This window comes from Mucilaginibacter sp. OK268, from assembly GCF_900103125.1.
Classification (GTDB): domain Bacteria; phylum Bacteroidota; class Bacteroidia; order Sphingobacteriales; family Sphingobacteriaceae; genus Mucilaginibacter.
This window is the reverse complement of the sequence record NZ_FNJV01000001.1, coordinates 884,777-908,927: the sequence shown is the minus strand read 5'-3', so window position 1 is coordinate 908,927 and position 24,151 is coordinate 884,777. Positions and strand designations below refer to the sequence as shown.

The window sequence follows — 24,151 nt, the reverse complement described above, 5'->3', positions numbered from 1 at the left end:
GCGCAGCGTGGCAATCCCCTAACTACGGAGTGAACCTGCCTATTAGGGATTGCTTCGTTCCTCGCAATGACGCGCGGAGAAATGCTTATGGCCTGATATCTCGCACAAAAACTGGTATCTTTTCCATATAACCCTCTTCGGCCAGCAGCTTTACAAACTTACTACCTACAATAGCGCCATTGGCATATTCGCAGGCTTTTTTGAAGGTTGCATTGTCTGATATACCAAAACCGATAATGGTTGGATTTTTAAGTTCCATAGCCTTAATGCGTTTGTAGTAATCTTCAATACTATTGGTAAGCTGCAGACTACCACCGGTTATAGACGATGACGACAGCAGGTAAATAAAACTATTGCTCAACTCATCAATTTTACGAATTCGATCTGGTGAAGTTTGTGGGGTCACCAGGAATATATTGCTCAGGTTATTATTGATAAAATGAGCCGAATACAAAGCCTCGTACTCATACATGGGCAAATCGGGTACAATAACGCCGTCTACACCCAGTTCAGCCGCTTTTTTGCAGAAACGCTCAACGCCGTATTGTGCAATAGGGTTAAAATAACCCATCAACAAAATCGGAATGGTAACCCGTTTACGCAGTTCGGTCAGCTCCTCAAACAGCTGGTTTAGGGTCATGCCGTTCTCCAGCGCCTGTTCTGAGCTATGTTGTATGGTTGGCCCATCAGCAACCGGGTCGGAATACGGGAAACCTACTTCCAGAAAATCGGCGCCGGCTTTTTCCAAAGCCTCGGCAATATCAACTGTAGTGTTCAAAGCAGGATAACCCGCGGTATAGTATATGGATAACAGGTTATTTTTCTTAGCTGCAAAAAGCTGGTTTAATCGGTTCATTGTGTTTTATAATTTGTCCATAGACGATAGTCCATTGTCCATGGCTTAAGTTTAGCTCTCAGGAATATAATTTTCAACTATGGTCTATGGACCATCGACTAACTAATAACCGAAATATTTGATAAACGTATCGAGATCTTTATCGCCACGGCCTGACAGGCAGATCACGACGTTATCTGTTGGATTAAATTTCATTTTTTCGAGCTGTGCAAGCGCATGTGACGACTCAATGGCTGGGATAATGCCTTCCATTTGCGAGCAAAGTAAACCTGCCCTCATTGCTTCATCGTCGGTAACACTCACATATAGAGCACGGTTTATTTTGTACAAATGCGCATGCTGCGGACCAATACCGGGATAATCCAAGCCCGCCGAAATAGAGTACGGTTCAACCACTTGTCCGTCGGGTGTTTGCATCAGTATGGTACGGCTGCCATGCAGAACGCCTTCGTGGCCCAGAAAGGTAGTAGCTGCGGAATGACCGCTATCGACACCTTTACCGGCGGCTTCCACAGCTACCAGCTTAACCTGCTCATCATCTAAAAAGTGATAAAACATCCCCATGGCATTACTGCCACCGCCCACACAGGCCAGTACATATTCAGGCAATTCTTTACCGGTATGTTCTACAAGTTGTTTTTTTGTTTCTTCGGATATGATAGATTGAAAACGGGCCACCATATCGGGATATGGGTACGGGCCAACCACCGAGCCGATGATATAGTGGGTATCAACCGGGTTGGCTATCCAATCGCGCAAAGCCTCATTGGTAGCATCTTTGAGTGTTTTACTACCCGATGAGGCCGGCCTCACGGTAGCGCCCAGCATTTTCATACGGGAAACATTGGGAGCCTGGCGTGCCATGTCAATTTCGCCCATGTATACCACACATTCAATACCCATCAGGGCACATACAGTAGCAGTTGCTACACCATGCTGACCGGCACCGGTTTCGGCAATGATACGTTTTTTACCCAGGCGTTTGGCCAGCAATATTTGCCCGATAGCGTTGTTGATCTTGTGCGAACCGGTATGGTTCAGATCCTCCCGCTTAAAAAATATGTTAGCGCCATATTTTTCAGAGTACCTTTTGGCGTGATACAAAGGCGATGGCCGGCCTACATAATTTTTCAGCAGATCATCAAACTCGGCCTTAAAATCCGGATCATTGATGATGGTAAGGTATTGCTGTCTTAGCTCTTCGACGTTTGGATACAGCATTTCGGGGATATAAGCGCCGCCAAAATCGCCATAGTAACCATGTTCGTTAACTCCGTATTTCATCTGTAATAGTGTGTTTTTTGATGATATCAAATGCTTTTCCTAGTTTCTGGATATTTTTCAAACCCGGTTCATCTTCAAACCGACTGTTCAAGTCAACCGCGTAAAATTGCGGATGTGTTATATTTTTAACTTCTTCTATATTATCCAGACTTATACCGCCGGATAAAAAGAAAGGAGTATCCAATGTATATTTATTCAAAATGTCCCAGTTAAATACTTTACCAGAACCGCCATAAATAGTGGTTTTGGTATCGAACATCAAATAATCAACTTTGTGGACGTAAGCAGTAAGTTTGCTGAAATCAAAGTCGTTATCAACACCAAAGGCTTTTATAACCGTCACCTTGCCTTTAAAAGCATCAGCAAATTCCGGGCTTTCGTCACCATGCAGTTGTATGGTATCAAAATCATACTGATCGATCAATGAGTTAATGGCTTCGGTGGTTTCATTTACAAAAACACCCGTTTTATGAATGTTTCCTGGTATTGCCTGTAGCGCCTCTGATGACAAAGTATCAATATAGCGTGGCGATGGTCCGTAGCAAATAAAGCCCATGTAATCCGGTTTTAAGGCGGCTACGGCTTTGATGTTTTCGGGTTGCTTTAGGCCACAAACTTTAATCCTCATGCTTAGTTCTGCAATAAAAGATTAAAACTATTCAACGCTTTTCCTTTTAATAGGGCTTCCTCTGCTTCATAATAGCAATCGGCAAAGCTTTTTTCAGGGCCGATGGTTTTGATAGCCAGCGCCGCGTTTGACAGCACCACATTATTCTGGGCAAATGTGCCCTGATTGTTAAGCACATCGGTAAATATTTTAGCTGATGCAGCTACGGTATCGCCTCCGGTTATTTGTTTGGGATCCAGTTTTTCAAAACCCAGCCCTTCAACCGTATTGATCTTTTCGCCTTCGGCAGAGAAGGTTTTGAAATCGCAGGTGAGCGAAATCTCGTCATAGCCTTCCAACGCATTTACTATGGTATATTTAGTGGTTGATTTCTGATATAGATAGGCGTAAACCCGCGCAAGCTCCAGGTTAAATACACCAACCAACTGATTCTCGGGCTTAGCCGGGTTAACCAGGGGACCTAACATATTAAAAAACGTTTTTACCCCTAATTCACGGCGTATAGGGGCTACCGTTTTCATGGCTGGGTGAAACAAGGGCGCGTGTAAAAAGCAGATGTTTGCTTTATCGATACTAGTCTTCAATTTATCGGCATCATTAGTAAACTGATAACCCAGGTATTCTATCACATTGGATGAACCACAACCCGATGATACCCCATAATTACCATGCTTAGCTACTTTATAGCCGGCACCTGCTACCACGAACGATGCCAGGGTTGATATATTGAAAGTATCCTTACCATCGCCGCCGGTTCCGCAAAGATCTATCAGCTGACCAGTTTCCAGATCAATAGGTAAACAAAGCTCCAACATCGCGTCACGGAAGCCTTCCAATTCTTCAACGGTGATACTGCGCATGCAATATGCCGTCATGAAAGCTGTCATTTGCGAGTTATTGTACTGCCCCTGCGCAATGTTTGTCAAAATATTTTTTGAAGCTTCCCGGGTAAAGGTTTTGTGTTCAAAAAGATGATTTAGTATCTGTTTCATAAGCCAATATCTCCTAAAGGGGAGATTTTTTATGATTAATTTTTATCCAACTTATCCCTCAAAAATTGAGGGCAACAAAAAAGGGTTACCTTATGGCAACCCTTCTGAATATTATGTTAAAAAACAAAAAACGGAATTGCCTTACGATTAATCGTTAAGCCACCACCAGTTATTGTTTAATACTATCATTTTCATTTGTGCCACAAATATGGAAATAGTTTTTCCTAAAAGCAAACAGAATGATAAATTTACGCAAAAGCCGAAAAGCTTACACTCCAAATGAACCATAATACACGAAAAGTAAACCCGGAAGACGATCTTGGCTTTGGCACACAGCCGGTTATAAAAAGCCAGCCGGTAATTAATAAAGACGGCTCTATCAACGTAAAACGTACAGGGCTCCCCTTTTTTAACCGGTTAAACAGCTATCAAACCCTCATCAACATGAGCTGGACAAAGTTTTGGCTGGTTGTTTTAAGTGGCTATATGGTGGCCAATATCATCTTTGCCTGTATATACGTTGCCCTCGGAACAGACAGTCTTGACGGCAAAAGCGGCACTACCCTTTTTGACCATTTTATGGATGCCTTCTTTTTTTCGGCACAAACCATATCTACTGTAGGTTACGGGCATATTAGTCCGCAGGGTATGGCCGCCAATTCAGTGGCGGCATTGGAATCAATGATGGGTTTGCTGGCCTTTGCTTTAGCCACAGGTTTACTTTACGGCCGTTTTTCAAAACCTACCGCTAAGATCAAATACAGCGAAAATATTCTTGTTGCCCCTTATAAAGGAGATAAAACCGGCCTCATGTTCAGGCTGGCCAATTCAAGGCATAACGTATTGATTGATTTGCATATAGAAGTAAATTTCTCCTATAATGAAGAGGTAAATGGCAAAACAGAACGTAAATTTTATCCACTGGTACTGGAGCGTAAAGCAGTAAGTATATTATCCATTAACTGGACTGTAGTACATCCTATTGATGATGATAGTCCGTTGAAAGATTTTACGCGGGAAGATTTTGAAAAAGCACAGGTAGTTTTCTCGGTATTATTAAGAATCTTTGACGATACTTTTTCGCAAACTATCCATTCCCGTACTACCTATACTTATAAAGACATGGTGTGGGATGCCAAATTCAGACCCACATTTGACCGCGACGAAGATGGAAGGATTGTATTGCACCTGGATAAGATCAATGATTTTGAAGTGCTTTCGCCAGTGAACCAATAACCTACTTCAGCAATGGATTTTTCTCTTTCGCGAAAACATTGTACACCATCTTATCCAAAAATGCCGGCAGAAACTTACTAATGGCTACAGTCAGTTTACCCTGCCTGGTCATGATGAGGGTACGGGAGCGGTTCTCGATACCATCCGCGATGATCCGGGCCACTTCTTCGCTGCTCATCATCTTATTTTCGTCCATGGAACTTTCTCCCTGCTGACTACCGTCTTTTGCCAAAGCAGTGTTGCGGATATTTGATGTGGTAAAACCCGGACAGGCCGTAAGCACATGAACGCCGGTTTTTAAATTCTCTACCCGCAATGAATCCAAAAAGCCGTTCATCGCGAATTTGGATGCCGAATAGCCTGTACGGCCTGGCAAACCTTTATATCCGGCTATGGATGATATGCCTACTACACTCCCTTTAGTTTTCAATATTTCTGGCAAGGCATATTTGGTACAGTATACCGTTCCCCAGAAATTAACATCCATCAGGCTCTTTAATACTTTCAGATCAGCATCCTGAAATAGCGCCCGCATGGAAATACCTGCATTGTTGATCAGTACATCTATTTTACCAAAGGTGGTCAATGCCTGTTTTATCAAGTGTTCGCAATCCTCCTCAATGGCTACATCGCACTGTACTGCAAGAGCTTTAATGTTGTATTGCTTTTCCAGATCCTGCGCTATTTCGCAAAGGGTAACGTACTGACGGGCAGCCAATACTACATTTGCGCCGCGTTTTGCACATTCAATAGCCAGTGATTTGCCAATGCCCGATGAGGCACCGGTGATGATAACGATTTTATTATTCAACTTCATACGATGGAGGGTAAAGCTGCGGTAAGCCCTCCACTTTTATTTCGGGCACCTTAAACAAGTATTTTGTGGCGAATATAATCATAGCACCATAAAATTCCCTGATATAAGCATAGCTAAATTTAGCTTTTCCCCTTGTGTTGAAGTTGATGATATATGTTTTTGGAAAATAGTAGTTTTTGAACCCGGTAAGCCTTACCCGGTATGACAGGTCGATATCATATCCATAAATATGGAAACGCTCATCCAGCAAACCGGCCAGATTAAGGGCCTCTTTCCGGTACAGCATAAAAGCGCCATTCAGCACATCGGTTTCGGAAGTTTGAAACTCCTCTACCCAGTCTTTACGTTGCACATCGGTAAGCCGCGATTTTGAAAAATATTTAGCTAGCCCGGTCAATTTAAAAAATATGCCCCATGGCCTGGTAAAGCCATGTTTCGACTCTTTCAGGAAACGCCCCTCAGGTGTGATCATCCGGACACCCAGCCCGCCGGAATCGGTATGCAGATCCATAAATTCCAGCGTTTTCTCTATGGTCTTTTTGCCTGTAATAGTATCCGCACTGACCATTAAAACATACTCTCCCGAAACCAGTTTCAGAGCCTGGTTATAGGCCCTGGCTATACCCTCATTTTTGGTATTAGCTATCACCCTCACCTCCGGAAACTCCTCCTGGATCATGGCCAACGACCGGTCAATTGAACCATTATCAACCACAAAAACCTCATTCGCGATGTCCTGGGCGGCTCTTACCACAGAGTTAAGCGCCAGCCGGAGCATGTTGCAGGTATTATAATTAACAATGATAACCGATAGTTTCATTTTTTACTTTGTCAGTGAGTTTTCATATGGAACACGTGTAGCGATAGATCGTCCTAAGGTAATCTCATCAACGTACTCCAACTCACCTCCAAAAGCTATGCCACGGGCAATGGTTGAGATAGTAATATTGAAACTTTTTACTCTTTTATGAAGATAGAATAAAGTTGTGTCGCCTTCCATGGTGGCGCTCAGGGCAAAAATGATCTCTTTGGTCTCATTAGCTTTCAGTCGTTCCACTAAAGTATCCACCTGCAGATCTGATGGCCCGATGCCGTCCATAGGCGATATCAGGCCGCCCAGTACATGGTAAATGCCATTGTATTGGTTGGTGTTTTCAATAGCCATAACGTCGCGGGTATCCTCCACCACGCATATCAGGCTATGGTCGCGTTTGTGCGACGAGCAGATCTCGCATACCGATTGGTCTGAGATGTTATGGCAAACGCTGCAAAACTGTATCTCGTTACGTAACTTACTGATAGCCTTGCTAAACTGCTCCACATCCTGCTTATCCTGATTCAGTAAATGCAGCACCAGGCGCAGGGCGGTTTTTTGTCCTACTCCCGGCAGTTTGGCAAACTCCGCTACGGCATTCTCCAGCAATTTGGACGAAAAATTCATAGCACGAAGTTAATGAATAACCCGCAATTCAGAAAAACCGGGCATACCCTCAATTTGGCTTTAAAGTGGTCATGAAAAACCGGTAGGCTATTTCGCTAACCTCCTGTAATTCAGCCGGACGCTCATGGGCCAATTGCGGCCTGGTATAATGTCCACGCTCACCGGGCAGAATGATCAACTTTTTAGCTGTGGGGATATTTTGGGTATAATATTCCGCATTTAGGTCCTTTGGAGCTATCAGGTCGGCATCACCGACTACAATTTGAACGGGCACGGTGATACTATGCAAACTCTCCTTACTGAAGGCATGCCCGATAGCCGGACCCAGCACGAAAACAGCTTTGATACGCCCATCCCGAAACGAATCTCCCTGGTGCTTAGTGGATTGTAGCATCACAGGATCGGTTTTAGACAGGGCTATGAGCCGGTTGATGGCCTCGCGGATCTGGGCAGGTGGTTCGGGCTCACTTTTGACCAGGCTGTCCAGGTTAAATATAGGGCCTGCCAACCAGATGGCCGTCGCACCGCCCAGCGAAAAACCGGCTACAGCGATCCGGCTGATATCTATCCTTGTTTTGAACTCCTTGTCGATCAGTATTTTATCCAGCACTACCGAGATATCCCGGGGACGTTCCCACATGCAGAAATCAGACAGGCTGCGGTCGTTTTCGGTTGCGCGGCGTTCTTCGGGGTTGGTGCCGTTATGGGCCACGATGACCGCTATAAAGCCCCTGGCAGCCAGGTAATAGCCCAGCCAGCGCATTTGTACCGGGTTGCCCTGCGCACCATGCGATATCATGATGAGCGGGTATTTACCCTTACCCGCTATGGCCGCATTACGATATACAGTCACAGGCGACGCAAACTGCTGTGGATCATCCACTTGCTCGGATACTCCCCCATTCCCGGCCGGATACCAGATCATGGTGCGGAGCGGCCGCGGACCGGTGCCCAGCCAGTTACTGCGACTGCTATCTGCGAAATCGCGGGTGGTGCTGCCCACTTTGGCGGGTTTCAGCGTGGCGGTTTGTGCATGGGTTATTTGGGCGCCTATCAGCATGCATAAAACAAGTAGTATATTCTTCATTGATCCTTACCGGAGAATTTTAATTTTTCCTTGTCCAAATATCCGGTGGCGAATTGGTGATCAGTTTGACAAAAGTCAATAAATCAAATTGGTTAAAACCGGTGCGAAAAAACTTTTTAAACCTTAAATTTTAACACTTTTTAACAAAAACAGGGGCAAAAACGTTCAAAAATTTATTCAAAACCATCGATTTTAACACTTTTTAACAAATTTCAACACGGTTTTGAGCAGTTTTAAAAGCTTTAAAAAGTATTAATTTATTGACTGTCAAATAATGACATACCAAACGGTCGGTTTTTGGCCTGGTTTTGTCCTTAACTAAACAGCCCGGTTACCTTTTTTGAAGGGTAACCGGGCTGGTGTTTGTATAAATATACGATTTTTTTGTGGGATGGGGAAATAGGTTAACTGCAAGCGAGAGGCTTGTGGTAGCGGAGAATCTTAGTCTTTTTTAATTTGTAGCGTTTAATACTATTTTAGTTGGCAGATCGGCTGGGGTTGGGAAAAGCCAAATATTTTCTACAACATCACTATCGCCAGGCATCAACTCATATTTCAAACCACCAAGTGAGCGGGCTATCTCTTTTCCGTTAGCATCGTAATAAATAGCATTCATTTGCAAGTATTTTAATCTCTTGTTGCCATTATGCTTTAACAAGGCATATACACGATGCTGACCGTTGCTGGCATCATAGCGGCAATCCAATCTCGAAAATGAAATATCTTTTAGCTGATTGTTTACTTCTATTATTGGTTTGTGTACTTCGCTTTCGCAACTAACTAAGATTACAAACAAAATGAATACTAATAATTTGCGCATACACAAATATAACCTTTCAGCTTTAATCTTTCAGCCTTCAGCTTAGGTGCTTAACATCGGATTTCCTTAGCGGTTCTGAAAGTAAATTGGTAATAAGTTGCTGCCCGAGTGCCATAAATCAATCAGGTATAAAGTTACCTAAGAATTTTAGCACATGCAAAAAGCAACCGCGCACATAGTAGTACTGACAGCGGTTTCTACACTTATTCCTATATTTGATATTAAACAAACCTTATTACAATGGCTGGCATAGAAATACCCAAACAGAAAGCAATAAAATTATTAAACGATTGCATCTTTGACTTAGACAATAGCTTTGATGAAAAGGTATGGAAGTCTAAAACAGAACATGAGGTTAAAGCCATTTTTGGAGTGCTGGATATGAGACATCTTGAAATAAGTCAATTAAGGTTTGGCAGCATTGTTGGCGTAAGCAGTATAGACCAAATTAATCGATCAAAAGAAACTGCAAAAAAACTTGTTCAAAGCTATATTAGTTTTATAGAGGAGCACATACCTGATCCCGTACAAGCCGCAATTGCTCAACCAACTTGGGAAACCAAATATAATAAATTGCAAACTCAGTATGCTCAAATACAAAATAGCAATAGCCAACTTGCAGAAAAAGTAAAAGCAAATAATTTGACCATCGCTCAACTGCAAACAGATTTAGCCGAAAAAGATGCAGAAATACAAAGATTAAAAGACAGCGTCTTTCAACTTGACGAGTTAACAATAAAAAAGCTCTTCGGAATTTTTACGCACCTACCCATAGGTACAGGAGTGGCTGTTATTGCCTTTTTGTTGACCCTTATAGGTTTCATCTTTTTTGCTGGTGTTTGGGCACATACTCACGGATTGGCGAGTTTATCATAAAAAAGCCCCTTTAGGGGGGCTGATTCTTTTTTGCTTTGGCCTCTTTTAGTAATAAAGTAAGAGCCTTCACTAAACGTGTCACTGCGCCAATACACGCAATAACAATGGGGAGATGATGTAGTACCTCCATATTAAAAAAACGCGCAGAGCTTTAATTAATATGATATTCTACTAAAAACATCGCAAGCGTTTTATAAAATTAATTTCATAAAAACATTCAAAATATTTTTAATTATCCTTATCTTTGATTTATTCAAGAACCAACGATAAGAAATTATCACATTGAGGGGCTAATTTCCGTTAGCCCCTTTTTCATGCGCTGGTACAAATATAACCAATAAAATATGTGGATTATTTTAAACCGGATGTAATGTTGAAAAATAGCACATATTAACAATATTTTTTGATTAAATGCCTATTTACGAGTCTCTTAAAAGAGTCGAATATCATTTTAAGACACTCCATTCAAAAATTCAATCAGCTTTTCATATTTTACTGGATCATCGTTTTTAATTTTCTCCAGGTAACCATCATCAATATCCGTCATTGGATATGGGTCAGATTTGAACTTATAGATAGGCAGTTCGGGCAATTTGTTAACCTGGCAAAACATATCAAATGAATTGGCAAAATGTTGTTTGGATTTTATTTTAAATATCATGGTATGAGCTAAGGTTATAGTAATTTGAACAACTTAATTAATGAGCTCAAAAATTACGAAATATAAAGCATAAAAAAAGCCCCTCTCAAGGGCTATCCAATTTCAGCACACGTAATACCATAATACGAGAATAGAACTAAAAAAAGAGGATAAAAATAAAATGTGATAGTACCCTTTAGATATTTATATTTATCCTTTTAATATAAGTATTCACCATGAACTTTTCACAAGCTTACAACATCGGTAAGGTTATTAATAACGCTTTTTCTTCTTTTAAAATAGAATCCCTAATTTATGAACTTATTGCCAAACTATCTTCGTTGACGAAAACCTTATCGGAAGCCAGAAATAATTTTAGTAGTCAAAATTTAGCATCCCCCAATATAACAAACTCATTAGCGAAAATTGAGCCTTTGCTTATTACTATCCAAAAGACTTTGCCAGCATTACAGGCTGAAGTTGTAGGTAATTTAACAATAGATGAAATAGATATATTAGATGTTAATATAAGCGAAATAAACGAACTTATCGGTAAGATCAAAAACGCTAACATAAACAACATTATTCTTATTTATGAACAACTTCTATCAAGCATAAATGAACTATACAACGCGTTTTCCAGGCTTCAACAATTTAGCCATTTTTTCAATTCAACTAAACCCCTTGAAATATCGGATATTGAGGAGGATTCAGATATTAAAAAAAGTACTCTATCTATAATTTTTGAAGATGACGCCCTGATAACTAAGCTTAACGAAATTTCCGCAGCTTCTAAGGAATGGAATTTTATCATAAATTGTTTTGCCAGGTTAGTATGTGAGACCGATACAGATGTTGAAATATCTTCAATTAAAAGAGGGTCATTAATTGTAACTGTATTTGTTGCTTCAACAATAATTGGGGCTCTTTGCAGATGTAGCAACAAAGTTTTAGAGACTTTTTTGAGGTTTTTAAATGCCAAGCAGAAAGTTTTGGAACTCCAAAAAACAGGCATTATGACAGAATTGGAAATTGCTAAACTGCTAAAGAAAACCGATATAAATGTGAACGAGCAAGCGCAGGAGATAACAGAAGAATTAATGGAGTATTATTTCCCGAATACAGAACATACGGACTACCATGAGATCAAAACGGCCGTTTTAATGGCAGTAAAAAACATTATAAAATTTGAAGGTAAAGGAGGTCGGATAGATGCGAAAATTTTGGAAAAAAATGAAGACTATAAACAGGCTATTTTAAATCTTAGAGAGAGAAATACTCAATTTAAACTTCAAAGAAATAACGTTGCCGCGTTAACGGAAGGAAGAAGCTTTTTACAATTAGAGGAGTCAACTGATAAAGATGGTGAGGATGATGAAAGCACACAATAAATTAAAGGAATAATTGAACCCCCGCTACCGCAGGCGTCCCGCTTGTGGTACGTATGAAGGTTATAAACTTAGCATGTTAGCCACAATGGGGACCCTTGCGGCAGCACAAACAAATAACCCAATGCCACAAGCATCACGCTTATAGGAGTGAGAGTTTCAATAACCCCACCAGCCAAATCCAGTCAACATTACTGACATTGTTAGCATTATTTCAACGATCCATTAGGTTGATTCAACGGACGGATTCTCCTTTCTGCCGTTTTTGCCTGTCCGAAACCGGGTATCCCTTATATTGCAGTGCTTATTATTTTAATTTCTTCTTCTCCAGTTAGGGGTTAATTAAGATTGCACAAGTTACGTTAGTCAAACATAAGCCTGAAACCGCGAGGGCGACAGGCTTATATTTTTTATCCTCCGCTACTGCACTCTCTCCTTCCCTCCAAAAAACTCATACCCGGGCAGTATATACGCTGCTACGCCAAACAAGATGATGGGAATAAGCAGATCGACAGAGGTAAACTCTTCCAAAACGTAATGCCCTACTTCCAGGGAAATAAAATAGATTATCCATACCACGATAAAAAAGCGGCGTTTGATGGACGTGAGCAGCGCTATGCCTATCCCCACTTCGATAAAAGGGATCAGGCCCAGGTAAACGTCAAACAGCGACGATGGCAGATTGATACGCAGATCGGGATTGGTGAACTGTTTGAGGTAGTATTTATGGAAATTTCCATGGCTGCAAAATTTGCTGATACCGGCAACCAGCAGGGTAATGCTCATGGGGATGCGCAACAGCAGTTCCGCGTTTTTTAATGTTTTTGTACTGATAGCGTTTTCCATGCTTTTTGTGATAATGGCTTTTTGTTTACATTGAATACTAACCGATTAAAACAAAGTTATTAGATTTTGCCAAATCGCCAACGCTGGAATTCACTCTTTCGAATACTCCAGCAGATCCCCGCTGACGCACGTGTGTCGCGTGTGTCTAATCATTCCCACATATGAGGAAGTACACACGGCATGCCTGCATTAGTATTTGAATCGGCCCCTTATCAATTCGACGACGATATCTCTTGATTGGCCAGGTATATATGCATCTCCGTCGAGTTTATAATTCATGATTTGTGGCAAATAGTATTTTCGTGATATTATTTAAACCAAACAATCATTTATCACTCATGAAAAAACTCTATTTTTTTCTTTTTATTACTTTATTTTGGTCATGTAAGCGCCAAAACGACATTTCACCCGCAAAAAACAATACGCCCGTAAATGACGGAAAACTTCAAATCCGGTCTGGTGGCGATGGTAAGTGGGATTTATTAGGCTACGGCTTAGATGTTACCGGCGATTTACTTAACGCTTCCAGCGTATCTGATGCCCCAATTTTTGACGTGGACAGGTTTGCGACTGCCTATCTGAGCAGAATTGATGTAAACACTACCACCGAAGGTACAGAGCAATATTACGGCGGTGCCACCGCCTATGATTACATGAAGGATGTTAGTTCAAAAAAATCATTCGATATTAATGGCAACAGCAATCCTAAAATTGAAGGCGCTACACCAGATGCCAGTAAATCTCTTTTTTCGGGGAGTTTGAGTGTAAACAGTACTGACGAAAACAAAACTTCCTACTCAAGCAGATACTCCTACGCAACTTACGAAGTATCGCAAAAGATAAAAAGGATAAGATTTACCGGTGATGTTACCACCGCTTTATTAACGCAATATTTAACCCCGGAATTCATTAACAATGTAGCCACGCTGAGTGCCGACGCTTTAGTAGCCAGATATGGCACCCACGTTATGCTGGATATTAGCATAGGGGGCCGTTTAAGATTTAATTATAGTGGTGCTACACTGGGCGAAACTGATTATACCAAAAAAACATCGGATGTAAAAGTAGGATTAGGTGTTAGTGTACTGAACGTAATTGGTGTTAATCTTAGTGCCGATAAGAGTAAAGAACAAGTAACCCAAATTACAACGGCCACCAGTCAGAAGGAATATACCGTAAAGTTTTACGGCGGAACAAACTCAGGCAGAACTATAGCAGTTGATAAAGATGGAAACACAAGCGAAACGGTGAATATTGGAAGCTGGCAAAGCAGTATCAGCGTTACTAACGCAGCATTGATTGATGTAGGAAACGCGCTTTATTTGTATGATTTTATAGCCGATCCTGCTAAAAAAGCACTGGTTAAGGCTGCTGTTGACAAACATATCAATGATAAACAGATTAAACTTGCTCCGCAGGAAGTTTATGATTTTTATACCAATCAACTGGGCAGGCATGCCAATAACTTAAATCCCAATATGTACGTTCAGTACTTAAGCGATGGCTGGCATCCAAACGGTCAGCCGTTTAAGGCATATTCCACTCCGTATAATAATGCTGTGCCTATTTATCAATATTATAACCCACAATTAAACGACCGTATACTTAATCCAAATCCAAACCCGGGATGGGGAGCATGGGCTCAAAATGGCATTATATTTTATGCCTACGCAACAAGTGTTGCAGGCACTGTGCCTATCTATTCATTCAGAATACAGGGCGGCTCCGGTAAAAACGCTTATGAGGATCATTATTTCAGTCCAAATAAAACGCCTTTTGATGGTACCTGGACAAATGATGGCGTTGCATTTTATGCTTTTGCAAATTAAATTAAGTTAGTTTAATCGCTATTTAGTAACTACTACCCGCGTCATTGCGAGGCTCTTGCTTCGCAATGACGCGTTTTTTTATACTTTACTCTTTCGAATACTCCAGCAGATCGCCCGGCTGACAGTCCAACGCCTGGCAAATAGCTTCGAGCGTACTGAAACGGATGGCTTTGGCCTTCCCGGTTTTGAGGATAGAAAGATTGGCCAACGTGAGATCTACCTTTTCCGAAAGTTCATTTAATGACATTTTCCGTTTAGCCATCATCACATCCAAATTTACAATGATCGGCATAGCTTATATGGTTAGTTCGTTTTCTGCCTGAATTTCGACACCTCTTTTAAAGATCTGCCCGATCACGAAAAGGGTAACACTCATAAACAGCCATACATCGGCACCGCCCAGGCGCAAATATTGTACATCGGGCATGGCTACCCCCTGCCCAACCAGCCAACCGGTATATTTTACGCCCCACCAGGAAAACAAACCGATCATGAAGGTAATGCAGGCTATATTAAAAATAAAACGCCTCACCTCCTTATTGAAAGGCTGAACCAAATTGAAATTTTTATCGTGCATAATTTTGATGATGAGGTAAAACAACCAGGCCTTCAGTACGGCTACAACGCTCATCAACAACATCTCGGCAAAAAAGTACCCGGTATTGTATTGTAAAAGAGCCGACAGATCGGTTTCGTGCCAAAGATGCTTCACAACAGCGGGGTTCACCAATGCAAAAAATGCATTTACTATAAAGCCACCGGCCTCAACACATACGCCAACAAATATTATCCACGAAAGGATGAGCAATACGTTTAGTGTTCGTTTGGTAGTAATTTCCATAAAATTTCAGTTTTAAAGAATGATAGTACAAACGTAATACTATTTATCGAAAAACAATAAATTTTTATTGAAAAAAAACTATAATGCTATCGCAAGCTGAAATTTAAAACAAAAAGCCCACCGATGCAGATCGGTGGGCCAATACCGGGTTAAAACAGTTTTTTAAGATCACTGCGTTTCAAAAACGGTATCCCCGAAAATATTTTTCTTGTAGGTGCCGATGGTCTTTCCGCTTTCATCTGTTACAACCGTATTACCGAAGATGTCTTTTTTATACGTCTTCTTTTTGCCCTGGGCGTCCGTCTCTTCAACATTGCCAAAAATATCCTTTTTACGGGTTGAGATAGTTGTTCCCCGTTCGTCCTTTACAACCGTATCGCCGAAGATGTTCTTTTCATAAACCCTTTTCGTTCCGTCGTTGTATTCCTCCACATTATTCCCAAAAATATCTTTCTTAACGGTTCCTATCGTTACCCCCCTGTCGTCCTTTATAACCGTATTGCCAGAGATATCTTTTCCATAAGCCTTTTTCCCGCCATCACCCTCGCTCACCGTTCCCAAAAAATCCTCCTTAACCGTTGTGATAACCCTTCCCCCTTCGTCTTCTACAACCGTATTACCCGATGCATCCTTTTTATAAACCCTTTTTTTTCCGTCTTCACCTTCTTCCACAGGGTTACCCCAATTATCTTTTTTAAGCTTAGTGATAACCCTTCCCCATCCATCTTCTACAACCGTATTGCCCCATACATCTGTTTTATAGATTCGCTTATTGCCGTGGCCGTCGTCCTGAACCATATTTCCGGAAGCGTCTTTGGTGTAGGTGATGTTCTGGCTGTGCCCTAAGTAGGAAACAAATATCAGCGAGGCAGCCAGCAACAGTTTTTTCATTTGAAGGTTTACGGTAGTCATATACTTGTGATTTAGTTTCTGTTTTTTGACATCTCCTTTACCCTATAGTTTATTGTGGTTTCAAATTTATTATTGGAGAAGGAACAGATCCCTTAATATCAAACAAAAAGCCCCCGCTATGCAGCGGGGGCCTCATCTAAATAATAAAGCTTACTGTATTTTTACCGACGACACCACATCATTAGCCGTTGGCGACAGATTAGGAAAATGCGGGGTATCAGCATTTAATTGCCATGCAGTACCCAGGAAATTATCATCGCTGTATAGGGTTACCGTCCATCCATCCGGGATACTTGCCGATGATGCCCAATTATCCACAAAGCCATACTTTTGCAGTTGCGCCAGGGTATAATTCCCTTTGGGGATAGGCTTGGTGGCGGTACCGCCATACATGGTATTGGCATAAAAGGTTACTCCCGGCGGAAACAGGCAAACATTTTTGGGAAACAGCTGCAAAAACGTTACCAGGCTGCTGGCTTCGTACGATTGTATGTAGCCGGTTGGGCAGGTTACGGCATAATTGCGGTAAGTAAGGTTGCGGGCCCTGTCGCGGTTTAACCAGCCAGTGGTGATATTGCCCTTGATCCAGTCCAGGTACTGGCTTTGCCCGCCTTCGTTAACCAATTGCATCATGTAATCGGCAAATATGGCTTTCATTACACCTTGCTCGTTAAAGTCGCCTTCGGCAGGCAGGATGCCATCGGTACACAAATTATTTTTTACATAGTCGGCATATCTTTTGGCGTCGGCCAGGTAGGTGGCGTTGTGTGATTGCTTGTACAACGCGTAAGCAGCACCAATAGCGGTACCGGCATTATAGGTATAAGCCTGACCACCGGGAGGATTAGCCCCTATTTTATTATCATAAACCTCGCCTGTGCTGGCATCTGTAAGGTTGGTTTTTGCCCAAGTATAAATAGATTGCGCCTTGGTTAAATAGGCTTTATCATGGGTTATATTATACAGGCGCATAGCCCCTATAACCGTTGGAAAGTTGATGCAGGAGTTTTTACCGCTATGGTTAAAATCCCAAAACATGCCACCATCAACCGGGTCATAAGAGCCTGCCCAAACCCGGTCGAACCCTGCCTGTGCTTTTTGTAGATAGGCAGCATTTCCCGTGAGTTGGTTAGCACGGGCCAGGGCCATTACCCACCACATCATATCGTCATATATAAACCAGGTGGTGGTATTGTTCCAGTTGTACCCATCATACTGATTAAAACCACCCTGGTATATGGCATTTACACGGGCCAGCTGGGCAGGTTTCCGGGAACGGTTATAAACATCCATAGCCATATCCCAGTAAATAGCCTGTGTCCAAATGGCAGCTATACCATCTTTGTTGGTGGTACTGTAATACAGGTTAGTATTGGGATTAAAACAGGCGGCATCAAAGGATGAATAAGCCAGATCGGCAATGGCATCATTTGAAGCGGATAAGTTTAGCACGCTGAGTTGCTGTTGCTTAGTCACTGCATCGGCATTAGCAGTATCTGGCGAGACATTCCTGGCTTTACTACAACTCAGCAAAGCGGTGCATGCACCCAAAACCACACAAACGAAAGTTTTTTGTACGCTCATAGATTTAAGTATTAAGGTTTAACTATTGGTTATTATTTATAACAATAATAAGGCGAACCAATATGTAAACAGAGGTTAAGCCTCATAAAAAAATCGTTAACCCTTTTATTAACCGGGGCATTAACCCCTTATTTAAGGATATTAAAAATTAGCATATCTTCCTGTCACACAATGTTTTTTTTGACGTCTTTTATACATATGAAGCACCTCATTACTACCCTTGTTTTTTGCCTGTTTGTTCTCCAAACAGCTTTTGCACAGAAAACCGATCCCAATTTTATTACTTCGGATATCGATAACTTCTGGAAAGCCTATGATAAGATCGTCACCACTAAAGACAGCGCGCAGCAATATGCCTACCTTAATCAGCTTTTTATTGAAAAAGGCACACCCGGGTTAAAAGCTATTATGCAGGCCCGGCAATACACCCCAAAATCATATATCGATGCTATTAATCAGTATCCGCTGTTCTGGAATTCTATCCGTGCAAATACATTAAAGGCGAGAGTATTTTCGAATGAGATAGCCGCTGATGTGCTGAAACTCAAAAAGCTTTATCCCGATTTAAAACCGGCACAGATCTACTTCACCATAGGCGCTTTCAGAACCGGCGGAACAACCCTGGGCAACATGATCCTGATTGGCAGTGAGATAGCCCTGACCGATAAAAATACGGTAAAACAGGAGTTTTCTAAAAACAAGAGTAGCTCAGAAACTTCTGCCAAAACTTACCCTATCGACCTGGTGGTTTTTACCAATGTACACGAATATGTACATACTCAACAAAAAACAAACGAAGGGGATTATTTATTGGCGCAATGTGTAATGGAAGGTGTAGCGGAGTTTGTAGCTGTAAAAGCTACCGGACAGGCCACTACCCTGCCTGCTCTATACTATGCCAAAGATCATTATGAACGGATAAGGGAGGTATTTTCTCAACAACTGTTTAACCCGGCCTACAGCTTTTGGTTATATAGCGATGCTCAAAATGAGTTTGGCGTACGCGACCTGGGCTACTATGTAGGTTATGTCATTTGCGAAAAGTATTACAATAAGGCAAAAGATAAAAAGCAAGCCATTAAAGATATGATTGAACTGGATTATAACAACGAAACAGCATTGAGCCGCTTTGTTGATGAGTCGGGCTATCTGACCAAACCGGTGCAAACGCTGAAAAGTGAATATGAGGAACATCGCCCCACAGTAACCGGGATTAAGGAATTCAAAAACAACGCCACAAATGTTGATACCGCGAATACACAGATCACCTTGTTGTTTTCTGAAGCGATGAATACACGCTACCGCAATTTTGAATTAGGACCTTTAGGCAAAAGTAACCTGTTAAAAATTAAGGAATTTAAAGGATTTTCGGAAGATGGCAGGTCGACAACTTTTATGGTAGAACTAAAACCCGGTCAGCATTATCAGATCGTGATTGGCGCCGGATTCAGGAACAAGGATGGTATCCCGCTGAAACCTTATCTCATTGATTTTAGTACGGCGGGTAAGTAATATCCAACTAAAAAAGCAAAAGCTTTAAACATACTGCCTGTCTTACCATTCTTCCCCCTAATAATAAATACACAAACCCAACCCAATAATTACCTTTTGTAAAAAAAGTTTCCGACTTTCGGAATAATCAAAGAATTGAACTTCCGGAATCCCGACTCGGTATCCGGACTAACTAAAACATATGTCGCCCGGAATACTGCTTTCTTTTATTATCGGTTACTTTTTGGTGCTCCTGGTTATATCATGGCTCACCTCCAAAAAATCATCAGATAATGATACCTTTTTTGTAGCCAACCGCAATTCCAAATGGTATTTGGTAGCCTTCGGGATGATCGGTACAGCACTCAGCGGAGTTACCTTTATTTCAGTACCGGGCAAAGTTGGCGCCCCTTCAGGCGATCAGTTCTCTTACTTTCAATTCGTATTGGGCAATGCCGCGGGCTTTATCATCATTGCTACGGTGCTATTACCGCTGTATTACCGGCTTAAACTCACCTCCATCTACAGCTATATTGAAGGCGCGCTGGGTACCTGGAGCTATAAAACTGCCGCGGGTATATTTTTGATCAGCAGGGTTATCGGCTCCGCTTTCAGACTTTACCTGGTGGTTATTGTGCTGCAAAAATTTATTTTCGATAGCTATCATATTCCTTTCGCCGTCACGGTGCTCATTTGTTTGCTATTAATTTGGTCGTACACATTTAAGGGTGGCTTAAAAACCATTATTATAACCGATAGTTTGCAAACCTTTTTCCTGGTGCTGTCGGTATTCCTGTCGATATATTTTATTTGCCAGAGCCTGCACATGAATATTTTTGAAGCCGCCAATGCCATTAAAGACAGCAGCTATTCCAAGATATTTTTCTTTAACGATTTCCTGAGCAGTAAGCTCCACTTTACCAAAGCCTTCCTGGGTGGTTTGTTTATTACCGTAGGTATGACCGGCCTTGACCAGGACCTGATGCAAAAAAATCTGAGCCTTAAAAACATCAAAGAAGCCCAGAAAAACATGTTCAGCTTTACCGGGGTGTTTGTGGTGATCAATATCTTCTTTTTAAGCGTTGGCGCTTTGCTTTGGATATATGCCAACAAATATGGCATCCATGTAGATAAAACCGACTACCTGTACCCTACCATCGCCCTTAAATACCTGGGCATAGTACCGGCCATGGTGTTTATGCTGGGACTAACAGCGGCCACCTTTGCCACTACGGATTCGGCCCTTACGGCACTCACGACCTCGTTCTGTGTCGACTTCCTGAACTTCAATAAAAAAGGCGATCTCAACAGTAAAAAAATGGTAAGCATCAGGCATGGCGTGCATATCGCGTTTTCGGGGCTGATGTTTTTAACCATTATCATATTTAATGCCATTAATAATGACGCGGTGGTAAGCGCCATATTTGCGGTAGCATCCTATACATACGGGCCATTGCTGGGTTTGTATTCCTTTGGCTTGTTTGTGGGCAACCGGCAGGTGCGTGACAAGCTAGTACCCTTTATTTGTTTGATATCTCCTGCGGTATGCTACTTTTTAAGCAGCGAATCGGCCAAAATTTTCGGCGGTTATGTTTTCAGTAACGAACTGATCATCGTAAACGGATTAATTACTTTTGTGGGTCTTTGGATCACCTCTTTTCGGAAGCCCGGAACCTGGGGAGACAGGAAGCCCGAAAGTTTTTAACTCAATTTATCCTGCAAAGCAAAACATAATTATATTTTTACGTTATTAATCTCCGGACTGACGGACTAATAAAAAATAATCTTCCGGACTGACGGACTAATAAAAAGAATAATGACAGGCGAAGAAAAGATAAGACAAGCGTTTGAGAACAAGAACTGGCAGGAAATCAAAGTGACCGACTCCTGGCAGATATTTAAAATAATGGCCGAATTTGTTGACGGCTTTGAAAAACTGGCTAAAATAGGTCCATGCGTATCCATATTTGGATCGGCACGTACCCATAACGATAATAAATACTACCAACTGGCCGAAGACACCGCCCGCCTGCTTACCGAGCATGGCTATGGCGTAATATCAGGCGGCGGACCTGGTATTATGGAAGCTGCCAATAAAGGTGCTTATGAAGCCGGTGGTAAATCGGTAGGTTTAAATATCGAGCTGCCGTTTGAGCAGTTTCATAATAAATACATCGACAGGGATAAAATATTGGAGTTTGATTACTTCTTTATCCGCAAGGTAATGTTCATGAAATATTCGCAGGGCTTTATTATCCTGCCAGGTGGTTTTGGCACTATGGATGAGTCGTTTGAGGCGATCACGCTGATACAAACCGGTAAAATTGCCCGTTTCCCCATCATTTTTGTTGGGGTAGAGTACTGGAAAGGCCTGTTTCACTGGGTAGAAGAAAAAATGCTGGCCGAACAGCACAACATCAACCCCGACGATCTGAACCTGTATCGCGTGGTTGATACCGCTGAAGAAGCCGTAGAGCACATTACCCGTTTCTACAACAAGTACGTATTGAAACCGAATTTTTAATATTGAAAAGCCCCGTCAAAAAATATCGCACGTTGTGCGGCATCTTTTGACGGGGCTTTCTTTATTTATGTTGGGTCTATAGAAAAGCACTTGGCTTGACCAGAAGAACACACAGTAGCAGCTGCTGCTGAACAACCATCAACAGTTACACAGCCATATCCTGTTGAAGTAGGTTCACCGTGATTAGTTAAACAATAACAATCCATTTGCAATACCCCTCCTCTAACTGCTTTCATTTGTTCTCTTGAAAGCTTGTTAGTATCAAATTTTTTCATAGTTGTAAAATTTTTAATAAATATTAAATGATTAAAAATGTAACAAGAAATAAAGTGTAGCATTCTAATTTAAAGATTTAGGAATAATATTTCCAAATATTATCCAATAATTAATACGGTTTTTTATTTATTAGCTATTTATTTATGGCTATGCACACGTTTAACCAAACAGGAATGAAAGTTATCCTGAGCTTTATTTTTGTTACCTTGTTGATAATATAATATGTTACTTTTTTATTTCAACAGACAGCGCTAAATATCAGGCAGATACATTTTATTCTTAAAACCATTTGTAACAAATGGTACATTAGTGAGTCTTTTTTATCTTAAGCCACTCCCATACTGTTTTTTCACCAGAAAGACTGCATTATGTCACGATGTGCCCCTAAATGTGTCGTAATAGCCCCTTTCAGGTTTGAATACGCGGAGGTAAATTTGACCTGTAAACAATTTGCAAACAACATATACTTATGAGCACTAAAGTTAAACCCCAGGCCGCCTTAGGATTTATTTTTGTTACCCTGCTGATAGATATTATTGGCTTTGGTATCATTATACCGGTACTGCCCAAGCTAATACAGCATCTTATTCATGGTAATTTGAGCGATGCTTCTCGTTATGGGGGCTGGCTGGCTTTTGCTTATGCCTTTATGCAGTTTATATGCGCCCCGTTGTTGGGAAATCTGAGCGATAAATATGGCAGGCGGCCAGTGCTGTTGGCATCCTTGCTGGGCTTTAGTATCGATTATACATTCCTGGCCTTTGCACCATCCATAGGCTGGTTGTTTGTGGGCAGGCTTATAGCGGGTGTTACCGGGGCCAGCTTCACCACAGCATCAGCTTACATTGCCGATATCAGCACACCCGAAAAACGCGCGCAGAACTTTGGGCTCATTGGTGCGGCCTTTGGTCTTGGTTTTATCATCGGCCCGGTATTAGGCGGCATACTTGGGCAATACAGCACCAAGTTGCCTTTTATCGCGGCAGCGGTATTGGCGCTTATTAATGCCTTGTATGGCTTTTTCATTCTACCAGAGTCCTTGTCGATGGATCACCGCCGTAAGTTTGAATGGAAAAGGGCAAACCCGGTGGGTTCGCTGATGCAATTAAAAAAATACCCGGCCATCAGTGGTCTGGTGGTATCATTGATCCTGATCTATATAGCCGCGCAGGCCGTACAAAGCACCTGGACCTTTTTCACCATGGAAAAATTTAGCTGGAACGAAGCCTGGGTAGGCTATTCGCTGGGTTTTGTGGGTATCATGTCGGCACTGGTACAGGGTTGGCTTATTCGTATCACTATCCCCAAATTGGGTCAGCAAAAAAGTATCTGGATTGGCTTATTATTTTACAGTGCGGGGCTTTTCCTGTTTGCATTTGCCACCAAAGGCTGGATGATGTTCGCTATTCTGGTTCCTTATTGCCTGGGTGGTATTGCGGGTCCGGCGTTGCAGGGCCTGATAAGCCAGGAGGTGCCACCCAATGAACAAGGCGAATTGCAGGGTGGCTTAACCAGTTTAATGAGTGCCACTACTATTATTGGCCCCCCACTCATGACCAGCCTGTTTGCTTACTTTACCAGCAAAAGCGCGCCGGTACAATTTGCCGGGGCACCTTTTATGATGGGCGGTGTATTGATGTTGCTGAGCACGATATTGGCCATACGAAGTTTCAGAACAGTTAAGAAGCAACACACTGTAGAGGAAGTAAAAGTAGAATCGTTACCATAAAATTGTCGATCTTGTCTCCTCCGGGTCTCCTGAAATGGCCCCGGAGGGGACAAA

24 protein-coding genes are annotated in these 24,151 nt (G+C 41.9%); 8 read left to right on the top strand and 16 right to left on the bottom strand.

Translation table 11 applies throughout. The features are described from left to right. Window positions 1-85: 85 nt before the first annotated feature. From trpA to trpD, 4 genes are all read right to left on the bottom strand, one after another. On the bottom strand, window positions 86-856 hold the full coding sequence (gene trpA, locus BLR84_RS03750) for a tryptophan synthase subunit alpha (RefSeq protein ID WP_090464503.1): 771 nt from the start codon (window positions 854-856) through the stop codon (window positions 86-88). 102 nt (window positions 857-958) lie between these two features. After that, the gene (gene trpB / locus BLR84_RS03745) at window positions 959-2,140 is read right to left on the bottom strand and encodes a tryptophan synthase subunit beta (RefSeq protein WP_090464500.1); all 1,182 of its coding nucleotides are present in this window, start codon (window positions 2,138-2,140) and stop codon (window positions 959-961) included. After that, complete coding sequence (locus BLR84_RS03740) at window positions 2,124-2,768, bottom strand: phosphoribosylanthranilate isomerase (RefSeq protein ID WP_090464496.1); 645 nt, start codon at window positions 2,766-2,768, stop codon at window positions 2,124-2,126. The genes trpB and BLR84_RS03740 overlap by 17 nt, the downstream gene beginning before the upstream one ends. Window positions 2,769-2,770: 2 nt before the next feature. After that, on the bottom strand, window positions 2,771-3,760 hold the full coding sequence (gene trpD / locus BLR84_RS03735) for an anthranilate phosphoribosyltransferase (protein WP_090464493.1): 990 nt from the start codon (window positions 3,758-3,760) through the stop codon (window positions 2,771-2,773). A 279-nt stretch (window positions 3,761-4,039) separates the two neighbouring features. Between trpD and BLR84_RS03730 the strand changes: the two genes are divergently transcribed. Further along, window positions 4,040-4,996 (top strand): ion channel, encoded by a 957-nt coding sequence (locus BLR84_RS03730; RefSeq protein WP_090464491.1) that lies wholly within the window; start codon window positions 4,040-4,042, stop codon window positions 4,994-4,996. 1 nt (window position 4,997) lies between these two features. Here the strand turns inward: BLR84_RS03730 and BLR84_RS03725 are convergent, their stop codons facing one another. The 5 genes from BLR84_RS03725 to BLR84_RS03705 form a co-directional block, all read right to left on the bottom strand. Beyond that, window positions 4,998-5,813, bottom strand: a complete 816-nt coding sequence (locus BLR84_RS03725) for an SDR family oxidoreductase (protein ID WP_090464489.1) — start codon at window positions 5,811-5,813, stop codon at window positions 4,998-5,000. After that, a complete protein-coding gene (locus BLR84_RS03720) occupies window positions 5,800-6,633 on the bottom strand; it encodes a glycosyltransferase family 2 protein (protein ID WP_090464486.1) in 834 nt (277 codons plus the stop codon). The genes BLR84_RS03725 and BLR84_RS03720 overlap by 14 nt, the downstream gene beginning before the upstream one ends. A gap of 3 nt (window positions 6,634-6,636) precedes the next feature. After that, window positions 6,637-7,254, bottom strand: a complete 618-nt coding sequence (gene recR / locus BLR84_RS03715; protein WP_090464483.1) for a recombination mediator RecR — start codon at window positions 7,252-7,254, stop codon at window positions 6,637-6,639. A gap of 49 nt (window positions 7,255-7,303) precedes the next feature. Then, window positions 7,304-8,341 (bottom strand): alpha/beta hydrolase family protein, encoded by a 1,038-nt coding sequence (locus BLR84_RS03710; RefSeq protein ID WP_143013821.1) that lies wholly within the window; start codon window positions 8,339-8,341, stop codon window positions 7,304-7,306. A 451-nt stretch (window positions 8,342-8,792) separates the two neighbouring features. Beyond that, complete coding sequence (locus BLR84_RS03705; protein ID WP_143013820.1) at window positions 8,793-9,137, bottom strand: FxLYD domain-containing protein; 345 nt, start codon at window positions 9,135-9,137, stop codon at window positions 8,793-8,795. Between the two features lie 264 nt (window positions 9,138-9,401). Between BLR84_RS03705 and BLR84_RS03700 the strand changes: the two genes are divergently transcribed. Next, entirely contained in the window at window positions 9,402-10,037 is a 636-nt protein-coding gene (locus BLR84_RS03700; RefSeq protein WP_090464477.1) for a hypothetical protein, read from the top strand. 451 nt (window positions 10,038-10,488) lie between these two features. Here BLR84_RS03700 and BLR84_RS03695 read toward each other — a convergent pair whose 3' ends face one another. Then, window positions 10,489-10,698 carry a hypothetical protein gene (locus BLR84_RS03695; RefSeq protein WP_090464474.1) on the bottom strand — a complete coding sequence of 70 codons (210 nt, stop codon included), beginning with the start codon at window positions 10,696-10,698 and terminating at the stop codon, window positions 10,489-10,491. 215 nt (window positions 10,699-10,913) lie between these two features. Here BLR84_RS03695 and BLR84_RS03690 point away from each other — a divergent pair, with 215 nt between their 5' ends. After that, window positions 10,914-12,068 carry a hypothetical protein gene (locus tag BLR84_RS03690; RefSeq protein WP_090464464.1) on the top strand — a complete coding sequence of 385 codons (1,155 nt, stop codon included), beginning with the start codon at window positions 10,914-10,916 and terminating at the stop codon, window positions 12,066-12,068. 417 nt (window positions 12,069-12,485) lie between these two features. Here the strand turns inward: BLR84_RS03690 and BLR84_RS03685 are convergent, their stop codons facing one another. Then, window positions 12,486-12,911 carry a hypothetical protein gene (locus tag BLR84_RS03685; protein ID WP_090464462.1) on the bottom strand — a complete coding sequence of 142 codons (426 nt, stop codon included), beginning with the start codon at window positions 12,909-12,911 and terminating at the stop codon, window positions 12,486-12,488. Window positions 12,912-13,249: 338 nt separating this feature from the next. Here BLR84_RS03685 and BLR84_RS03680 point away from each other — a divergent pair, with 338 nt between their 5' ends. Then, entirely contained in the window at window positions 13,250-14,740 is a 1,491-nt protein-coding gene (locus BLR84_RS03680) for an MAC/perforin domain-containing protein (protein WP_090464459.1), read from the top strand. Window positions 14,741-14,825: 85 nt separating this feature from the next. On the opposite strand, the gene BLR84_RS03675 is transcribed toward BLR84_RS03680, so the two are convergent. From BLR84_RS03675 to BLR84_RS03660, 4 genes are all read right to left on the bottom strand, one after another. Continuing rightward, on the bottom strand, window positions 14,826-15,032 hold the full coding sequence (locus BLR84_RS03675; protein WP_090464456.1) for a helix-turn-helix domain-containing protein: 207 nt from the start codon (window positions 15,030-15,032) through the stop codon (window positions 14,826-14,828). A gap of 3 nt (window positions 15,033-15,035) precedes the next feature. Then, on the bottom strand, window positions 15,036-15,581 hold the full coding sequence (locus BLR84_RS03670) for a DUF2975 domain-containing protein (RefSeq protein WP_090464451.1): 546 nt from the start codon (window positions 15,579-15,581) through the stop codon (window positions 15,036-15,038). Window positions 15,582-15,749: 168 nt separating this feature from the next. Next, window positions 15,750-16,493, bottom strand: coding sequence for a hypothetical protein (locus BLR84_RS03665; protein WP_090464446.1), 744 nt, complete (start codon window positions 16,491-16,493; stop codon window positions 15,750-15,752). 150 nt (window positions 16,494-16,643) lie between these two features. Then, window positions 16,644-18,077 carry a glycoside hydrolase family 76 protein gene (locus tag BLR84_RS03660; RefSeq protein WP_218128202.1) on the bottom strand — a complete coding sequence of 478 codons (1,434 nt, stop codon included), beginning with the start codon at window positions 18,075-18,077 and terminating at the stop codon, window positions 16,644-16,646. Window positions 18,078-18,275: 198 nt separating this feature from the next. Between BLR84_RS03660 and BLR84_RS03655 the strand changes: the two genes are divergently transcribed. From BLR84_RS03655 to BLR84_RS03645, 3 genes are all read left to right on the top strand, one after another. Next, window positions 18,276-19,589: a DUF2268 domain-containing putative Zn-dependent protease gene (locus tag BLR84_RS03655; RefSeq protein WP_090464443.1), complete on the top strand. Its 1,314-nt coding sequence runs from the start codon at window positions 18,276-18,278 to the stop codon at window positions 19,587-19,589. A gap of 181 nt (window positions 19,590-19,770) precedes the next feature. Then, window positions 19,771-21,273 (top strand): sodium:solute symporter, encoded by a 1,503-nt coding sequence (locus tag BLR84_RS03650; protein ID WP_090464441.1) that lies wholly within the window; start codon window positions 19,771-19,773, stop codon window positions 21,271-21,273. Window positions 21,274-21,384: 111 nt separating this feature from the next. Then, complete coding sequence (locus tag BLR84_RS03645; protein ID WP_090464438.1) at window positions 21,385-22,092, top strand: LOG family protein; 708 nt, start codon at window positions 21,385-21,387, stop codon at window positions 22,090-22,092. A gap of 65 nt (window positions 22,093-22,157) precedes the next feature. On the opposite strand, the gene BLR84_RS29615 is transcribed toward BLR84_RS03645, so the two are convergent. Beyond that, window positions 22,158-22,367, bottom strand: a complete 210-nt coding sequence (locus BLR84_RS29615; RefSeq protein ID WP_143013819.1) for a hypothetical protein — start codon at window positions 22,365-22,367, stop codon at window positions 22,158-22,160. A 470-nt stretch (window positions 22,368-22,837) separates the two neighbouring features. Here BLR84_RS29615 and BLR84_RS03640 point away from each other — a divergent pair, with 470 nt between their 5' ends. Continuing rightward, window positions 22,838-24,097, top strand: a complete 1,260-nt coding sequence (locus BLR84_RS03640) for a TCR/Tet family MFS transporter (protein WP_090464435.1) — start codon at window positions 22,838-22,840, stop codon at window positions 24,095-24,097. Window positions 24,098-24,151 lie beyond the last annotated feature (54 nt).

Excerpts from the sequence above, each read along its gene's own strand:
- BLR84_RS03680 (WP_090464459.1), top strand. The coding sequence starts at position 13,250 with ATGAAAAAACTCTATTTTTTTCTTTTTATTACTTTATTTTGGTCATGT.
- BLR84_RS03670 (WP_090464451.1), bottom strand. The coding sequence starts at position 15,581 with ATGGAAATTACTACCAAACGAACACTAAACGTATTGCTCATCCTTTCG.
- BLR84_RS29615 (WP_143013819.1), bottom strand. The coding sequence starts at position 22,367 with ATGAAAAAATTTGATACTAACAAGCTTTCAAGAGAACAAATGAAAGCA.
- BLR84_RS03645 (WP_090464438.1), top strand. The coding sequence starts at position 21,385 with ATGACAGGCGAAGAAAAGATAAGACAAGCGTTTGAGAACAAGAACTGG.
- trpA (WP_090464503.1), bottom strand. The coding sequence starts at position 856 with ATGAACCGATTAAACCAGCTTTTTGCAGCTAAGAAAAATAACCTGTTA.
- BLR84_RS03725 (WP_090464489.1), bottom strand. The coding sequence starts at position 5,813 with ATGAAGTTGAATAATAAAATCGTTATCATCACCGGTGCCTCATCGGGC.
- trpB (WP_090464500.1), bottom strand. The coding sequence starts at position 2,140 with ATGAAATACGGAGTTAACGAACATGGTTACTATGGCGATTTTGGCGGC.
- BLR84_RS03730 (WP_090464491.1), top strand. The coding sequence starts at position 4,040 with ATGAACCATAATACACGAAAAGTAAACCCGGAAGACGATCTTGGCTTT.
- BLR84_RS03710 (WP_143013821.1), bottom strand. The coding sequence starts at position 8,341 with ATGAAGAATATACTACTTGTTTTATGCATGCTGATAGGCGCCCAAATA.
- BLR84_RS03665 (WP_090464446.1), bottom strand. The coding sequence starts at position 16,493 with ATGACTACCGTAAACCTTCAAATGAAAAAACTGTTGCTGGCTGCCTCG.
- recR (WP_090464483.1), bottom strand. The coding sequence starts at position 7,254 with ATGAATTTTTCGTCCAAATTGCTGGAGAATGCCGTAGCGGAGTTTGCC.
- BLR84_RS03675 (WP_090464456.1), bottom strand. The coding sequence starts at position 15,032 with ATGCCGATCATTGTAAATTTGGATGTGATGATGGCTAAACGGAAAATG.
- BLR84_RS03660 (WP_218128202.1), bottom strand. The coding sequence starts at position 18,077 with ATGAGCGTACAAAAAACTTTCGTTTGTGTGGTTTTGGGTGCATGCACC.
- BLR84_RS03690 (WP_090464464.1), top strand. The coding sequence starts at position 10,914 with ATGAACTTTTCACAAGCTTACAACATCGGTAAGGTTATTAATAACGCT.
- BLR84_RS03700 (WP_090464477.1), top strand. The coding sequence starts at position 9,402 with ATGGCTGGCATAGAAATACCCAAACAGAAAGCAATAAAATTATTAAAC.
- BLR84_RS03650 (WP_090464441.1), top strand. The coding sequence starts at position 19,771 with ATGTCGCCCGGAATACTGCTTTCTTTTATTATCGGTTACTTTTTGGTG.
- BLR84_RS03655 (WP_090464443.1), top strand. The coding sequence starts at position 18,276 with ATGAAGCACCTCATTACTACCCTTGTTTTTTGCCTGTTTGTTCTCCAA.
- BLR84_RS03695 (WP_090464474.1), bottom strand. The coding sequence starts at position 10,698 with ATGATATTTAAAATAAAATCCAAACAACATTTTGCCAATTCATTTGAT.
- BLR84_RS03685 (WP_090464462.1), bottom strand. The coding sequence starts at position 12,911 with ATGGAAAACGCTATCAGTACAAAAACATTAAAAAACGCGGAACTGCTG.
- BLR84_RS03740 (WP_090464496.1), bottom strand. The coding sequence starts at position 2,768 with ATGAGGATTAAAGTTTGTGGCCTAAAGCAACCCGAAAACATCAAAGCC.
- trpD (WP_090464493.1), bottom strand. The coding sequence starts at position 3,760 with ATGAAACAGATACTAAATCATCTTTTTGAACACAAAACCTTTACCCGG.
- BLR84_RS03720 (WP_090464486.1), bottom strand. The coding sequence starts at position 6,633 with ATGAAACTATCGGTTATCATTGTTAATTATAATACCTGCAACATGCTC.
- BLR84_RS03640 (WP_090464435.1), top strand. The coding sequence starts at position 22,838 with ATGAGCACTAAAGTTAAACCCCAGGCCGCCTTAGGATTTATTTTTGTT.